Origin of the sequence: Streptomyces sp. NPDC048506 (assembly GCF_040651315.1) — a bacterium.
GTDB lineage: Bacteria > Actinomycetota > Actinomycetes > Streptomycetales > Streptomycetaceae > Streptomyces.
The window spans coordinates 16,997-32,521 of the sequence record NZ_JBEZIX010000022.1 but is presented as its reverse complement, the minus strand read 5'-3'; the positions used below and the strand labels follow the sequence as shown (position 1 = coordinate 32,521).

At 74.5% G+C, this 15,525-nt stretch carries 12 protein-coding genes; 4 read left to right on the top strand and 8 right to left on the bottom strand.

Features of this window, described 5'->3' with window-relative positions:
* Window positions 1–133 precede the first annotated feature (133 nt).
* Window positions 134–1,363 (bottom strand): cytochrome P450, encoded by a 1,230-nt coding sequence (locus AB0C96_RS19400; protein ID WP_362918959.1) that lies wholly within the window; start codon window positions 1,361–1,363, stop codon window positions 134–136.
* A gap of 210 nt (window positions 1,364–1,573) precedes the next feature.
* On the bottom strand, window positions 1,574–2,470 hold the full coding sequence (locus AB0C96_RS19395) for a LysR family transcriptional regulator (RefSeq protein WP_362918878.1): 897 nt from the start codon (window positions 2,468–2,470) through the stop codon (window positions 1,574–1,576).
* 143 nt (window positions 2,471–2,613) lie between these two features.
* On the opposite strand from AB0C96_RS19395, the gene AB0C96_RS19390 reads away from it, so the two are divergent.
* Window positions 2,614–3,897 carry an MFS transporter gene (locus AB0C96_RS19390; RefSeq protein WP_362918877.1) on the top strand — a complete coding sequence of 428 codons (1,284 nt, stop codon included), beginning with the start codon at window positions 2,614–2,616 and terminating at the stop codon, window positions 3,895–3,897.
* 36 nt (window positions 3,898–3,933) lie between these two features.
* Here the strand turns inward: AB0C96_RS19390 and AB0C96_RS19385 are convergent, their stop codons facing one another.
* The 3 genes from AB0C96_RS19385 to AB0C96_RS19375 are packed head-to-tail and all read right to left on the bottom strand — an operon-like array spanning window position 3,934 to window position 7,954.
* Window positions 3,934–6,222 carry a tetratricopeptide repeat protein gene (locus AB0C96_RS19385; protein ID WP_362918876.1) on the bottom strand — a complete coding sequence of 763 codons (2,289 nt, stop codon included), beginning with the start codon at window positions 6,220–6,222 and terminating at the stop codon, window positions 3,934–3,936.
* A 34-nt stretch (window positions 6,223–6,256) separates the two neighbouring features.
* On the bottom strand, window positions 6,257–7,270 hold the full coding sequence (locus AB0C96_RS19380; protein WP_362918875.1) for a nucleoside triphosphate pyrophosphohydrolase: 1,014 nt from the start codon (window positions 7,268–7,270) through the stop codon (window positions 6,257–6,259).
* A gap of 45 nt (window positions 7,271–7,315) precedes the next feature.
* Window positions 7,316–7,954, bottom strand: coding sequence for a SurA N-terminal domain-containing protein (locus AB0C96_RS19375; RefSeq protein WP_362918874.1), 639 nt, complete (start codon window positions 7,952–7,954; stop codon window positions 7,316–7,318).
* Between the two features lie 308 nt (window positions 7,955–8,262).
* Here AB0C96_RS19375 and AB0C96_RS19370 point away from each other — a divergent pair, with 308 nt between their 5' ends.
* The 3 genes from AB0C96_RS19370 to AB0C96_RS19360 are packed head-to-tail and all read left to right on the top strand — an operon-like array spanning window position 8,263 to window position 10,652.
* Window positions 8,263–8,493: an acyl carrier protein gene (locus tag AB0C96_RS19370; RefSeq protein ID WP_362918873.1), complete on the top strand. Its 231-nt coding sequence runs from the start codon at window positions 8,263–8,265 to the stop codon at window positions 8,491–8,493.
* Entirely contained in the window at window positions 8,490–9,734 is a 1,245-nt protein-coding gene (locus AB0C96_RS19365; RefSeq protein WP_362918872.1) for a beta-ketoacyl-[acyl-carrier-protein] synthase family protein, read from the top strand. The genes AB0C96_RS19370 and AB0C96_RS19365 overlap by 4 nt, the downstream gene beginning before the upstream one ends.
* Before the next feature lie 42 nt (window positions 9,735–9,776).
* Window positions 9,777–10,652, top strand: coding sequence for an alpha/beta hydrolase (locus AB0C96_RS19360; RefSeq protein ID WP_362918871.1), 876 nt, complete (start codon window positions 9,777–9,779; stop codon window positions 10,650–10,652).
* Between the two features lie 16 nt (window positions 10,653–10,668).
* Here the strand turns inward: AB0C96_RS19360 and AB0C96_RS19355 are convergent, their stop codons facing one another.
* From AB0C96_RS19355 to AB0C96_RS19345, 3 genes are all read right to left on the bottom strand, one after another.
* Entirely contained in the window at window positions 10,669–12,465 is a 1,797-nt protein-coding gene (locus AB0C96_RS19355) for a serine/threonine-protein kinase (RefSeq protein ID WP_362918870.1), read from the bottom strand.
* A complete protein-coding gene (locus AB0C96_RS19350; protein ID WP_362918869.1) occupies window positions 12,462–13,139 on the bottom strand; it encodes a hypothetical protein in 678 nt (225 codons plus the stop codon). The genes AB0C96_RS19355 and AB0C96_RS19350 overlap by 4 nt, the downstream gene beginning before the upstream one ends.
* A 199-nt stretch (window positions 13,140–13,338) precedes the next feature.
* Window positions 13,339–15,423, bottom strand: a complete 2,085-nt coding sequence (locus tag AB0C96_RS19345; RefSeq protein ID WP_362918958.1) for an N-6 DNA methylase — start codon at window positions 15,421–15,423, stop codon at window positions 13,339–13,341.
* Between the last annotated feature and the right edge of the window lie 102 nt (window positions 15,424–15,525).

Genomic DNA, 15,525 nt, shown 5'->3' with positions numbered 1-15,525 from the left:
CGACTGGATGTTCGGGAAGCGTTGATCGCCGGTGGAAAAGTAACCGGGGTCACGGGTAGTCACAAGCCGGTGTAGCGCAGATCACGTTAAGGTCACGTGGCTGACGTTGCGTCAGTTCGCGTCCCGGCGCTGGTCAGGACCGCTCGGGCGTGAACTCCACCGGAAGCGACCGCAGTCCGCGCATGATGAGCCCGCCGCGCCAGCGCAGGGCGTCCGGATCCCCGGCCAGCCGGAGGTCCGGGAGTCGGGTCAGCAGGGTCGCGAGCGCGGTCTGCCCTTCGAGCCGGGCGAGCGGTGCGCCCAGGCAGTAGTGGATGCCGTGGCCGTACCCCAGGTGCTGGTTGTCGCGTCGGGTCAGATCGAGCACGTCCGGTTCGACGAAGCGTGACGGGTCGCGGTCCGCGGCGGCCAGCACGACCAGGACGGGATCGCCCTCGGCGATCCGCGCTCCGCCGAGCGTCAGGTCCTCGGTCGCGAACCGCCAGGTGGCCAGCTCCACCGGACCGTCGTAGCGGAGCAGCTCCTCCACCGCGGTGCCGAGCAGATCGGTGTCGCCCGCCGCGATCGACTTCTGGAGCAGCTCGCGCTGGGCAGGGTGGCGCAGCAGGGCGTAGGTGCCGTTGCCGATGAGGTTGACGGTGGTCTCGAAGCCGGCGAAGAGCAGGATGAACGCCATCGCGGCGGCCTCGTTCTCGGTGAGGTGCTCACCGTGGTCGGAGGCCCGGATCAGCCCGGAGATCAGGTCGTCGGCGCCCTCTTCCCGCAGGGCGTCGCGCTTGCGGTGGATCAGCTCGGCGAGGTAGCCGCGCATCTTCTTCACGGAGCGGGCCACCCCGCCCCGCGGCCCCCCGCCGTGCCGGATCATCATGCCGGCCCAGTCCCGGAAGTCGTCCTGGTCCTCGGCCGGTACCCCCAGCAGATCGCAGATCGCGTAGATCGGCAGCGGGAACGCGAACTCGTGGATGAGGTCGGCCGAGCCCTTCGCCGCGAACCGGTCGATGAGGCGGTCGGTCAGCTCCTGGACCCGCGGCTCGAACGCCGCCACCCGGCGCGGGGTGAACGCCTTCGACACCAGCCGGCGCAGCCGGGTGTGGTCGGGCGGGTCGATGTTGAGCAGATGCGTCATCAGGTTGGCGCTGCGCTCGCCGGGGATGCCGACCTTGCCCTTGCCGTGCGCGGACTCGCTGTGGTGCACCGGGTTCTTCGACAGCCGGGCGTCGGCGAGCGCCTGCCGGGCCTCGGTGTAGCGGGTGACCAGCCAGGCCTCCACCCCGCTGGGCAGCGCCGTCCGGTGCACCGGCGCGTGCTCGCGCAGCCAGGCGTACGCGGGGTACGGGTCGGCGGCGAACTCCCAGGTGAACAGCTCGGGGGCGGGCGGGACGGGCGTCGTGCCGGCGGCCGCGGGGCAGCCCGCGGGGGCCGCGACCGGGGCCTTTGCCGGCGCCGTGCCGGCGGCCGGACCGGGTATGGATGCGGAGGTGGCATCGGGCTCGTGGTGCACCTTCCGACCGTAACCGCTGGGCGCACCGCGCTGCTCCGACGGACCGTCGCCGGGGCCGCGGAGGGGAGACCCCTACGGCGCCGCCCGGCCCTCCGGCTCCCCGTCCACCCCCAGCCCCGCCAGGAACGCCAGCGCCGCCGGCGACGGGCCGAGGGCGCTCCACACCACCCGCTCGGTGCGCTCGGGCGCCGGCCGCGCCCGGACCGTGTGCAGCCCCGCCAGCTCGGAGGCGACGGCCTCCGGGACCATGCCGACGCCCAGCCCCGCCCGCACCAGCTTCGCCAGGAACTCCACGGTGGTCACCTCGAACGCCACCTCCGAGGTCAGCCCCGCCGCCCGGAACGCCTCGTCGCGCTGCCGCCGGGCCGCCGACCCCGCCGTGAAGTCGACGAAGGTCTCGCGCGCCAGCCGCGACAGCGTGGTCCACTCCTGGTCGGCCAGCGGATGCCCCGGCGGCACCACCGCCACCAGCTCCCCCCGCGACAGCTCCTTCTCCCGCACGCCGACGGTGCGCGCGCCGGGCACCAGCCCGACGAAGGCGACGTCCAGCGCGCCGTCCCGCACCCGCTCGATCAGCGGATCGCTCATCTCCATCAGCAGGCTGATCCGCACCTGCGGATAGCGGGCACGGAACGCGCCCAGCTCACGGGCGAGATCGACGGCCGAGACGGCCGAGATCGCCCCCACCGCCAGCCGGCCGCGCACCTCACCGGTCGCCGCCGCCACCTCGGCCCGGGCTCGTTCGGCCGCGTGCAGCGCCTGCCGGGCGACCGGTACGAACGCCTCGCCCGCCGCGGTCAGCCGCACGCTCCGGCTCGTCCGGTCGAAGAGCCGCGCGCCGAGCTCCTTCTCCAGCCGGGCGATCTGATGGCTGAGCGCGGACTGCACCACGTGGCAGCGCTCGGCGGCCCGGGTGAACCCACCGGTCTCGGCGACCGCGACCACGTACCTCATCTGCTGCAACTCCATGCCCGCCGATGCTAACGGGATCGATCTCTTTTCACGATGGATGTGATGACAACGATGTGTTGGACTCATCGATGGATCCGGGCCCAGGCTGGAGGGTGCCCGCCGCCGAGGTGGCCGCGGGCGGTTGTCAGGGGAGGACCGTTATGAGAACTGTCGGCACGGGAACCGTCGACGCGCCCGGGGCGAGCGGCACCGGCGGACCGGGGCGCGGCACGCTGCTGCTGATGTCGGTCGCCGCCGGCCTGTCCGTCGCCGGCAACTACTTCGCCCAGCCGCTGCTGGACGTCATCGGTCGCGATCTCGGGCTGCCGTCCGCCACCGCCGCGCTGGTGGTGACCGTCGCCCAGATCGGCTACGGCCTCGGTCTGCTGCTGCTCGTCCCCCTCGGCGACCTGCTGGAGCGCCGCCGGCTGGCCGTCACGCTGTGCGCGGCGACGGCGGTGTTCCTGACCGTCACGGCGAGCGCGCCGAACGCCGCCCTCCTGCTGACCGGCACCGCCCTGACCGGCCTGGCCTCGGTCGCCGCCCAGGTCGTCGTGCCGTTCGCGGCGACCCTCGCGGCCCCCGCCGAGCGCGGCCGGACCGTCGGCACCGTGATGACCGGACTGCTGCTGGGCATCCTGCTGGCTCGTACGGCGTCCGGGCTGCTGGCCCAGCTCGGCGGCTGGCGCACCGTCTACTGGGTCAACGCCGCCCTGATGCTGCTGATGGCGGTACTCCTGCGGCTCCGGCTGCCCGCCCTGCGCACCACGGCCGGGCTGCGCTACCCGGCCCTGCTGCGCTCGACGCTGGCACTGTTCGCCCAGGAGCCGGTGCTGCGCCGACGGGCGCTGTTGGGCGCCCTGTCCTTCGCGGGCTTCTCGGTGCTGTGGACCGCCGTGGCGTTCCTGCTGTCCGGCCCCTCCTACGGCTGGCAGGAGTCCACCATCGGGCTGCTGGGCCTGGTCGGCGCGGCCGGTTCCCTGTCGGCGTCGGCGGGCGGGCGGCTGGCGGACCGGGGCCTGGCGCACCACGTCACCGGCGCCGCGGCGCTGTTGCTGTTGGGGTCGTGGGGCCTGCTGGCGGCGGGCGGCACGGGTGGCGCCTGGTCGCTGGCCGCGCTGCTGGCCGGGGTGGTCGTCCTGGACCTGGCCGTCCAGGCGATCCACGTCAGCAACCAGAGCCTGGTCTACGGGGTCCGCCCGGACGCCCGCAACCGCCTCAACTCCGCGTATATGACCAGCTACTTCGTCGGCGGGGCGGTCGGCTCGGCGCTCACGTCCGCGGTGTGGAGCGCGGGCGGCTGGCGCGGGGTGTGCCTGGTGGGTGCTGTGCTGGCGGCGGCAGCGGTGGGGGTGTGGGTCCACGACCGCCTGCGGCCGGTGCCGTCGGACGGCGGGCGGACCGTCGCGGCCACCCCTGAGCTGCGGCCCGCGGTCACCCGCTGACCCGGCCCGCGGTCACCCGCTGAGCCCGGCCCCCGGTCACCCGGCGGCCTGCTCGGGCCCGCGCTCCTCGGCGAGGGCCCGCTCGGCACCGGGGTGCCCCATCGCGGCGGCCTTCCGGTACCAGGCCCGGGACGTCTCCGTCTCGCCTTGTTTCTCGGCCAGTTGGGCGAGCCGGAAGGCGCCGTAGGCGTCGCCCTGCTCCTGACCCTTGAGGTACCAGTCCCTGGCCTCGCCCACCCGGCCGTGCGTCTCCAGGAGGACGCCGAGGTTGGTGGCGCCCAGGACGACGCCGTACTCGACTTCTTCCCGGAAGTTCAGCATCGCGTCGTCCAGGGACTCCGCGGACAGATAGTGCTTGAGCGCCCCGGTGGCCCAGTCGTCGCCCGCATCAGCGGCCCGCCGCAGCCATACCTCGGCGGACACACGCTCGTTCCACCGCAGGGCCATGGCAGCCATGCTCGCAGCGATCGGGGGGTACCCCACACGGTCCGCGTCCAGATACCAGCTCAAGGCATCGTCGTCCTTGCGCCTGCCCGCCAACAGATCACCGAGCAACTGGGCCGCCTCCGGGCTCCCGCCCTTCGCCCCCACCTCGAGCCAACGTTCCGCCCGGTCCCGCAACAGCCGCCCCAGCAGCGTCGCCGCCTCGACGTCCCCCGCTCCGGCGGCCTGCTCCAGATACGGCTCGGCCGCCTTCCCCTCGCCCCGCTCGGCCAGCATCCGCCCCAACCGCCCGGCGGACTGCGCCTCCCCCGCCTCGGCGGCACGCCGGAACCACTCCTCGGCCTCGGCGACCTCGCCCAGCGACTCCGCCAGCACGCCGAGGTTGTGCAGGGCGTGGCGGTCGCCCGTTGCGGCGGTGCGCTCAAAGGCGGCACGCGCCCCCGCCGCGATCTCCCCGTAGTCGTACGCCTCGTCCGCCCGCGCCACCTCCAGGGCGCAGCCCCACACCTGACCGTCCACCGGCGGCAGGTCCTCGTCGCGCTCGGCCGCCTCCCGGAGGAAGGGCGCCACCTGCCAGGTGTCCCCCGTGACGCGCACCAGGAGCCGCAGGCGCCCGTCCCGCCGCTCGGTGGCCCATGCGCGCGCATCCTCCACCGACTCCCGGTCCATCCCCTCCACGTCCGCGTACCCCTCATGCACCTTGAGGAGCAGATCCATCGGCAAGGGGCCGTCGAGCCCGCAGCGGGCGAGGTCCAGGGCAGCCCGGACCAGGGCGTGGCCACGGGGGTGCCGGTCGGCCCGGCGGGCGCGCCACCACGCCTCCCGGAGGAGCGGGCCCAGCGCCAGATAGGCCGCCGCGCCTTCCGTGCCGCTGGAGGCGCAGGCGCCGACCAGCCGGCGGTCCCCGGAGCGTCCCGCCTCCCGCGCGAGCCGCTCCCGCTCGGCCGGGCTCCACTCACGCGCCAGCTCCACCGTGTGCGCGAGGTCGAGCACCCGGCCGTGCGGGGTATGACGGTGCTCGTCGTAGGCGTCGTCCCGCATCGTGGCGAGCACGATGACGTGCAGTGTGGCCAGCTGAGCCAGCAGCCGCGGCTCCAGGCCTCCGTCTCCGAGGTGCCCGTCGAGGTCGTCCAGCCATACGAAGTACCGCTCCGGGCGCCCCTGTAGCAGGGCCGGCAGGCCGCGCAGATCCGCGCCGCGCGCAGGCGCATACACCCGGCGGGCGTCGAACCGACCCATCGCCTCCAAGGCGGTACGCGTCTTACCGGTGAACGGCTCCCCGACCAGCAGCACCAGACCGCCTCGCCCGCCTGCCCGCGAGATCGCCCCGACGAGTTCGTCATCGCATCCCCGTGCGACGTAAGGGGGCAGTGGCGCGAAACCCGGCTCCCGACGGGCGGGGCGCACACCGAGGGCGAGGGGATCGACGTCCTCGGCCCTCGGCCAGTCCTCGGGGTCGACCAGGGTGCCCTGGTGGTACCCGGGCGTCTGGACGGTGACCGAACCGATCGAGCCCGCCTGCACGACGGTGCCCTGGGTGCCGCCGGAGAGGGTGTTGTGCACGCCCGATCCCGAGCGGGCGCCGTGCGACGACGCGCCGTGCCCCACGGCCGACTCGGCCGACTCGGCCAACTCGGCCAGGATGGCCCGTAGTTCCACCGCGGACCCGGGGTCGACCTTCATCAGGTTGCGGAGCCTCACCTCCACGTGCGGAGCGGTCACGCCGCCCTCGCCGCGCCACTCCGGGAAGATGAAAATGAGGCCGTTCCGTGCGAACAGCTCCCGGAGGCGTACCCGCACATCCGCCCAGGCGTCCGTCCCCGCAGCCCGCGCCAGCGTCGTCGACGCCGAGGCCGCCAGCTCCCACAACTCCTGCTCCACCGCGCCCCCTCAGCCCGCCGCTGCCCCAACGGTACTAACCGGCACCGCCCTCGGCAGCCAGCACCGCGTCCCGGTAGGTACGGGCCGCCGCCCGGAGCGCCGCCTCCGGATCGACCCCCTCCCGCTCCGCCCGCACCGCCATCGCGAGCAGCTCGTAGCCGATCCCCTCGCCAGTGGGCAGGGCGACGTCCAGCCCGGCCGTGCGCACCCGGGACGCCAGCTTCGCGGCGAGCGCCAGCCCCGGCTGGGCGAGCGGGACGCCCTCCGTCACCGACTCCCGCTGCTTCTCCGCCGCCTTCGTCCGCATCCAGTGCGCCTTGACGTCCTCGGGGGTCTCGGCCGCCTCCTCGCCGAAGACGTGGGGGTGGCGGTGGACCAGCTTCTCCACGATCGTGCCCGCCACGTCGTCGATGCCGAACGGCTCCTCCGGATCGTCCTGGGCGATCCGGGCGTGGAAGACGACTTGCAGGAGCACGTCGCCGAGCTCCTCGCGCAGCTCCTCGCGGTCGCCCGCCTCGATGGCCTCGACCATCTCGTACGCCTCTTCCAGGCCGTACTTGGCGAGGTCGCCGTGCGTCCGGATGCTGCTCCAGGGGCATTCGGCGCGGATCTGGTCCATGACCTGGACGAGGTCGAGCAGCCGGGCGCCGGGCAGATCGTAGGAGCCGGGCAGCAGCTCCAGATCGGGCATGGTCTCGCGGCCGGAGCCGGCCAGCCGGGCCAGGCCGTCGGTCAGCGCGCTCTCGCCGTCAGCGGAGGTCAGGACCACGGCGGTGCGGTCGCCCGGCACGCAGTAGTCGACCAGCTCGCGGGCCGTGGGGGCAGCGATCTCCACCGCGATGCCGGCCTCCCGCAGATACGGCAGCTGCGGATGGTCCGGATCGGCGCACAGCACCCGCTGGGCCGCGCGCAGGACCTGCCAGGCGGGCCAGGACAGCAGCCCGGGGGCGACCCGGTGGCTGGTGGTGAGCAGGACCAGGCGTCCGGTGCCGGTGCCCGCGGGGCGGGCGTCGGCGCCGGAGTCGGCGGCAGAGGCGTCAGCGTTCACCCATCGAACGTAACGCACCCCACCGACAACGCCCGGCGCCGGCCCTCAGGCCTCCTGCTTGACGGGGGTGGTGGTGATCCACGGCTCCTTGGTACGGCCGAGGATCACCTCCTTGTCGTCCCACGTACCGAAGCGCGGGTTGACGTCGATCCCCATGGAACGGGAGGTCTTGGACAGCGTCCGGGCGAGCGCCTGCTGGCCCTGCGGCGTATTGCGGTCCGCGCCGAGGTGCTTGGCGATGCCGTCGAGCAGCAGCTGGTTGCGGACCATGCCGTCGACCTCGTCGGGGGCGATGCCCTGCTGGAGCCACATCGCCTTCAGCCGCTCGGCCCCGCCGGCCTGCTTCTCGGCCCCGGCGCGCCAGTTCTGGACGGCGCGCGCGCTGACCTTCACCCCGGCGTCCCGAGCGCTGCGCGCCAACACCTGGTCGAAGATCATGCCGTTGAGGGTGGCCAGGCTCAGCCGGCCGGTGTTCATGATCAGCTGGCCGCCCTGGGGGGACTTGGCCTGTGCGGCCCGGACGTCCTTCACCTTCGCCTGCAACTGCGCGACGGTGATCCGCTTGCCGTCCACGATGGCCGCGGCGCCGGGGTGCGCCCCGCTTCCACAGGCGGCGAGCAACGGGGCCGCGGCCAGCAGAGCGGCGGTGGCGGATACGGAGAGCGCTGTTCTACGGCGGAACACATGGCCTCCCGGCAGATCGTGCGACGGAGTCTCGACCTTCGTGATCGATGCTATGAAGTCGGCGTGGCCCAGGCCACTGCTTCGGGCAACGATCTGCCCCGCGCCGGGTTTCTTCGCCCCCGGCGCCCGCGGCGCGCGGCCGTCCGGCCGGTCCGGCCGTCGCCGGGGCCTCTGCGGCCGGCCGCCACCCGCGTCGGCACGCCCCGTTCGCGGGGTGCCCGGGTCGACGGATCGCGTGACTCAACGGCCGTTTCTTGCGTTGTTCCGCATAGCCCTATGGGCCCCAAAGAGTGAGAAAGGCGTCTGAAGTGGACATTGCTGAACAGGTCAGGGCACTGCTGACCACGAAGTTTGGAGTGGATCCGCTCTCGGTGACCCCTGAAGCCCCGTTGCGCAAGCTGGGTGTCGACTCACTGGCGTTGGAGGAACTGCGACTGCTCATCGAGGACGGGCTGGATGTCGACCTGGAGGACGTCGAGTTGACTCCGCGTGACAGCTTCGGCCAACTCCTGGCGGCCGTGCACGTGGCGGCCGCGTGACCGCCGAAGCGCGGACGCCGTACCCGGTCGCGGTGACCGGGCTCGGGATGCTGACCGCGGCCGGCGTCGGTGCCGCGGCCAGCTGGCACGAGGTCACCCACGCCGACTCCCCCTCCGGCGTGCGCAGGCCCGCCGAGCTGCGTGATCTGCCGACCGACTTCCTGTACCTCATCGACGGCCTGGACGTCGAGACCGCCCTGGACGCCGCGACCCGCCGCTTGACGGACCGTTTCTCCCAACTGGCGGTGCTGGCCGCTCGCGAGGCGGTGACCGACGCCGGGCTGGACCCCAAGGCCTGGGACGGCGACCGGGTGGCGGTGGTCATCGGCACCGCCAACGGCGGGCTCGCGCTCTACGACCAGCAGCACACCACCCTGCTGGAGCGCGGCCCCCGCCGGGTCTCCCCCATGCTGCCCTCCCTGTTCACCACCAACAGCGCCGCCGCGAGCGTCTGCCGCGACCTGGGGGCCCGGGGGCCGGGCCTCGCGGTGAACACCACCTGCGCGTCGGGTACCGACGCGGTCGGCATCGCCCGCCAGTTGCTGCGCGCCGGGATGTGCGACATCGCCATCGCCGGCGGGACGGAGTCGAACTGCTCCCGGCTGATGATGGCCAGCATGTGCAAGATGAAGGGGCCCTCCACCCGGCGGGAGGATCCGGCCGCGGCCTGCCGCCCCTTCGACGTCGACCGGGACGGATTCGTCCTGGGCGAGGGGGCTGGCCTGCTCGTCCTGGAGCGACCCGAGCACGCCCGGGCGCGCGGCGCCCGCGTCCGGGCCCAGGTCGTCGGGTACGGCACGGCCAACGACGCCCACGCCCCGGTCGCTCCGCACCCCGAGGGCGAGGGGGCCGAACGCGCCCTGCGGGCCGCACTGGCCGACGCCGGGGTCCGCGGCAGCGACATCGGGCACGTCAACGCGCACGGCACCTCCACGGTGCTCAACGACGTGATCGAGAGCGTCATGCTCCGCCGGGTCCTCGGCGACCATCCCCTGGTCACCTCGACCAAGGCGATGACCGGCCACACCCTGGGCGCGGCCGGCGGGATCGAGACCGCCTTCGCCGTACTGGCACTCCAGCACCAGCTCGTACCGCCGACAGTCAACCTGGAATCCCCCGACCCCGATGTTCCCGTCGAGGTGGTGGCCAAGGAAGCCCGCCCCGCACGGCTGGACTGTGCGGTGAAGACCTCGCTGGGGTTCGGCGGGCACAACGCCGCCCTGGTCCTCAGCCGCGGATGAGCCACCGCCGTTGACAGCGTGGCAGCCACGCGAAGGAGACGCATGACCGACGAAGTAGTCAACACCCTGAGCGTGGACGGGCTGTCCTACTCCTACCGGCTGCTGTGGCAGTCGGCACCGCAGACCGAGCCGGTGCTCATCCTGGGCGGTGCGCTCCAGGACAAGTACGGCTGGGAGCACTTCGACGAGCCGGTGTCTCCCATGGCGAGCCTGGTCACCATCGACCTGCCCGGTTCCGGCAAGGCCGATCCGCTCCGCCCCGACCAGGGGATGGACACCATGTGCCGTGCGGTCGAGCGCGTCCTCGACGACCTCGGCATCGCCAGCACCAACCTCTTCGGGTACTCCTTCGGCTCGGCCATCGGCTTCGCCTTCGCCCAACGGCACCCCCACCGGGTCGCCCGCCTGCTGCTCGGCGGAGTACCGGCGTACGTCACCAACGCCCAGGTGGCCCAGTGGCGGCAGGCCGCGGCCCGGATGACGGCCGGTGCGCCGGAGGAGTTCGTGGACCTCGCGCTCAAGCTCTGGCTCTGCCAGGACGAGCGCCGCCACGTCCGCCACCGCAGGCTGACGCACCGCTACGTGAAGCGCCTGATCACCCACGCCGTCACCAGCATCCCCCACGGCTTCACCACCCTGAACCGCTCCGCGACCGAGGAGCTGAACCCGTCGGGCGGGCTGCGCGGGGTGCCGGCGCTGGTGTTCTGCGGCGAACACGACACGGTGTCCGCGCCCGAGCACCAGCGTGCCTTCGCCGCCACCATCGAGAACAGCCGGTTCCTGACCATCGCCGAGTCCGACCACTGGGTCACCTTCGAGCGCGCCCAGGACATCATCGACATCGTGGTCAAGTTCTTCACCGACCAGCCCTTGGACGGGGCGGACTACATGGTCCGGCCCGAGCCCGCCCTGCGGTAGCCGGCGGGGCTGCCGCTCAGCCCTGGACCTGGCTCAGCCAGTACAGCGTGCGGCGGAGCTCCTCGGGGAAGGCGTGGTGCGGGCCGTGCAGCCGCTCGGCGTCGTACAGCAGGCGGGAGAGGGTCTCCTGGGCGGCACCGCGTTCGCCCTGGGCCAGGAGCAGGTGGCCTATGGAGCGGCGGATCTCCAGCGGGCGTACGGGGTCGTCGGCGTAGTGCTCGAAGTACGGGAGCAGGGCGCGGTACTCCTCCAGGGCCTGGGCGACCTCGCCGAGCTGTTCCAGGCACTGGGCGGCCTCGTAGTGGAACTGGAGCGCCTGGCGGGTCGCTCCGGCACCGGACTCCCGCCCGAACTCCTCGGCCAACAACCGGAGTTCGGGCAGCGCCCGGCGGTACTGGCCGTCGTCCATCAGGGTGGCGGCGTACTGCTTGCGCAGGCTGCGGACGACCGGCGAGTGGGTGCCGTGGCGTTCGGCGGCGGCCGGGAGGATGCCGCCGAGGATGTCCACGGCGCGGGTGATCCGGCCCTGGTCGAGCAGCTGCTTGACCTCGTCGACGGCGGCGGCGACGTCCGGGCCGGTGGCGGCGGGCGGCGGGCCGGGCGCCGGCGCGGGGACGAGGGGGGTGGCCGCGGAGGTCCAGGCGCCGGGACGGGGGGTCCCGGAGGGGGCGGGGTGGGAGGTGCGCGATACCGCGGAGTGGGAGGTGCGCGGGTCGGGCACCGGGCGGCCGGTGGACGATCCGGTGGCCGCGGGGGCGGGGCTCGGCGGAACCGGGGACGGCGGGGCGGGTGTCGGTGGGGCGGGGGCCGGCGGAACGGACGGTTCCGGGACCTGCGGGGTGGAGAAGGCGGTGGGAGTGGGAGCGGGGCCGCCCGGGGTGCGTACCGGCCAGGGGGCGTGCGGCCGGCGGAACGGCCGGGTGGGGTCCATGGGGGCGAGCGGGGCGGGTGGCGGCACGGCGTGCGGGCCGGTGGTGGCGGGGGGCAGCAGGGGGGCCAGCGCCTGGTAGACCTCCTGGGCGTCGGCGGGGCGGGCCTGGGGGTCCTTCGCCAGGAGGTGGAGGACGAGGGCTTCGAGCGCCTCGGGGACGTCGGGGCGCAGCTTGCGCACCGGGACCGGGTCCTCGTGGAGGTGGCGGTGGAGCACCCCGAGGGCGGTGGATCCGGCGAACGGGACCGCGCCGCTGAGGAGTTCGTGGAGCAGCACCCCGAGGGCGTACAGGTCGGTGTACGGCCCGACGGCTCCGCCCATCGCCTGCTCGGGCGCCATATAGGCGGGGCTGCCGATGGGCGAGCCGGTGTGGGTGAGGCGGGTGGTGTCGGTGTCCAGCGCGGAGGCGATGCCGAGGTCGAGGACGACCAGGGTGCCGTCCGGCCGGATCATGACGTTTCGGGGCTTGAGGTCGCGGTGGACGATCGGCACCGCGTGGACGGAGGCGAGCACCGCGCAGAGTTGGGCGGCGACCGAGACCGCCCACGGCCAGGGGTAGGGGTCGTGCTCGGCGAGGTGGTCGGAGAGGTCGGCGCCCTCGACGTACTGCATCACCAGGTACAGGTCCTCGTCGTCGCTGCCGGCGTCGTGGACGGTGACCAGACCGGGGTGGTCGACCTGTGCGGTGACCCGGCACTCGCGGACGAAGCGGCGGCGCATCTCCTCGCCGTCCGGGGTGCCCGCCACCCGGTCCGGGCGCAGCAGTTTGACGCCGACCCGGCGGTCCAGTCGGCGGTCGTAGCCGATCCAGACCTGGCCCATGCCGCCCTGGCCGAGCAGCGCGGAGAGTTCGTAGCGTTCGCCGATGACCCGGCCGTTCACCGCCCCTCCTCCTTGCGGAGGTAGTCGCTGAGTTCGTCGAGTTCGGCCCGGACCCGGTCGATGCGCTGGGGTTGCGGCCGCTCCGAGGGCGCCGGGGCAGGGCGGTACGGGGCGGGTGCCGGGTGGCTCGGGGCACTGCCGGGGAACGGCGGCGGGGGGACGGCGGCCGCGGGCAGCCGGGTCTCGGTCACGGCGTACGGGTTGGCGGGGTGGGCGCCCTGGTACGGCTGGGTCTGCTGGGCGTGGAACGGGGTCGGGGCGAGCGGCCGCGGCGGGCCGTAGGGGTGCGCGACGGGCGGCATGCCCGGGTGGGCGGCCGGGCCGTGGCCCGCGGGGTGGGCGGTGGCGCGCCGGGCGCGGAGGTCCACGACGAGGTAGTAGGCCACGGCCCCGGCGATCTGCATCAGCAGCAGCCCCACCCCGAGGTCGGTGCGCCAGTCCGTCGTGGCATAGCCGGTGATCAGCACGCAGGCGCCGGTGACCGCCACCAGGTCGCCGGCGAACACCCACCAGCCCAGCCTTCCGCGCTGCACGATCGCGGCGCGCAGCAGCGGCACCCACGCCAGCAGCCCCAGGCTGAGCACCGCGGCGGCCACGAGGACCACCCGCAGCAGAACGACCGTCCCCGGCGCGGGCGGACGGTGCGGCGGGAGGGCCGGGACGGGGCCGTGCATCACTGCTCCTGACGGATCGGTTCGGGCCGGTGGGCCGTACGGCACGGCGGCCCCGCGCCCGAACGCGCGGTGCGCACGGTGCACACACGTGTCTGCGAGCGTATAGACGACGCCGGGTCCGTGCGCGCGGTTGTGCGGAATGGGCGGGCCAATGTACCGGCCGGGGCCGTGGTGTGCCCGCCCTGCGTCCGTCGGCCCGTCAGTCCGGCGTCACCGACCCGTCCGTCAGCCCGTCGTAGAGCCCCTGCACCAGCTGTTCGCCGAGCCGGGAGGCCAGTCGCAGGGCGCTCTCGAAGGTGGCCAGGTCGCTGAACCGCTGTCCGTAGCGGCGCTGTTCGGCCAGCGGCAGCCGGGGCAGCTGGAGGCGGCGGACGTCGAGCCGGGTGGCGGTGGAGGCGTAGCTGCTGGCCTGCCGGTTGTTGGCGGTGCCGCGCAGGAAGCCGGCGAGGAACCAGGGGTCGAGGGCGGCCGGGTCGGGGCGCAGCAAGGTGAGGTTGCGGCCGAGGGCGGCGCCGGCGGTGGCCTGGTCGACGACCCGGGCGATGGCGCCGCCGCCGAGGACGGGCACGACGACGTCGCCGGCGTGCACCAGGACGGGTTCCTCGGCGGGCCCGGAAGCGGACGCCTCGGGGAGGGTGCCGGAGGGGGCGCCGCCGCCGATGACGTCGTGGTCGGTGAGCACCGGGGGTGCTCCCTCGGGGGGTGCGGTGCCGGCGCCGCCCGCGCGCAGCACCAGGGCGCCGGAGCGGGCGAGTTCGCCGACGGTGGTCAGCGGCCAGCGGCCGGTGGTGCCGGGGTCGGGGGCGGCCTCGCCGTCCGCGGGGCGGGGGGTGAGTTCGGCGGTGCGGGCCAGGGTCTTGGTCAACCGGTCGTGCACCCGGGCCAGTTCGGCGGGGCCGCCGGCCGCGGCGGGCGGCGGGAGGTGCCGGGCCGGGGCGAGGTCCACGTCGTCGTCGAGGAGGTCGATGGCGGCCAGCGACCGCCGTACGCCGGGGCGTTCCTCGATGCCGCCGTCGCGGTCGAAGGCCTGCCAGGCCTCCACCGCGGTGGCCCGGACGGTCTGCCAGTCGGCCTTCTCGCGGCCGGTGGCGGCGAAGTTGGCGGTGTCGACGACGAGGAGGTGCGGGCTGGGCGGGGGGCCGCCGCCGGGCCTGCGCAGCACCCACAGGTGCAGCGGGACGCCGTTGGGCGGGGCGGCGCCGGCGGGCAGCGCGATGACGGCGCGCAGGGCGCCGCGGCGCAGCAGGTCGGCGCGGATCCGGCGGCCGGAGCGGCGGGAGGCGGCGGCGGGCGGCATGAGCAGCACGGCGGTGCCGCCGTCGCGCAGCCGGGCCAGGGCGTGCTGGACCCAGGCCAGTTCGGACTCGGTGCGGGCCGGGAAGCCGTACTCCCAGCGGGGGTCGTAGGCGAGTTCGTCGTGGCCCCAGTTGCGTTCGTTGAACGGCGGGTGGACCAGCACGGCGTCGGCGGCGAGCTCGGGGAAGGCGTCGGCGCGCAGGGTGTCCGCGGCCCGCACCCGGACCTGCACGTCGGGGGCGTCCAGGGCGAGGCGGAGCGCGGTGAGCGCGGCGAGGTCGGGGTCGGCCTCCTGCCCGTAGAGGGTGCGGGGGTGGCCGTCCGAGGTGTCCCCGTCGGGCTGCGGGGCGGCGGTGAGCAGCCCGCCGGCGCCGCAGGCCGGGTCGAGGACGGTGTGCAACGGGCCGGCCTGGGCGGCCAGTTCGGCCATCAGCGCGGCCGGCCCCGGCGGGGTCAGGGTGTACTGCCGGGGGTTGGCGTCCAGGTGGCGGCCGAGCAGGAAGTCGTACGCCTGCGGGGCCCCGTCCAGGGCCGCGAGGTCGCCGGTGGCGCGGACCAGCGCGGCGGTGGGGGCGAGCGCCTCGCGGGTCAGTCCGCGGACGGGGTGGTCGGCGCCGAGCCGGGCGGCGAGGACGGAGTCGAGCATCACGGGCAGTACGCCGGTGAGTTCGGCGTCGTCGGTGGCGGCGCGCAGCTGCTGCCAGGCCGAGGGGCGGTCGCGGACCAGCAGCAGCACGGCACCGGCCAGGCGCAGGGCGGCCGCGGCGCCCGCGGGGTGTCCGACGAGCTGCTGCCAGACCCGCTCGCGCAGCGGCACCTCGGCGAGTTTGCCCTGGTCACGCAGCCACTGCTCGATCTCGCGGAGGGCGAAGGCGGGGCTGGTCTCGGTGCCGCCGACGGGCCTGGGGAAGTCCGCGTGCCGGCGCCGCCAGTTGCTGACCGCGGCGCGGCCGACGCCGGCGAGCCGGGCGATCCCGGCGGCGGTCACCTCGGTCGGGCGGCCCTCCGCCCGGGCATCCGTCGCCCCGGTGTCCGTCGCGCCGTCCGGCGATGCGTTGTCCGACACCTGACTGACTCCCATCCGCTGACC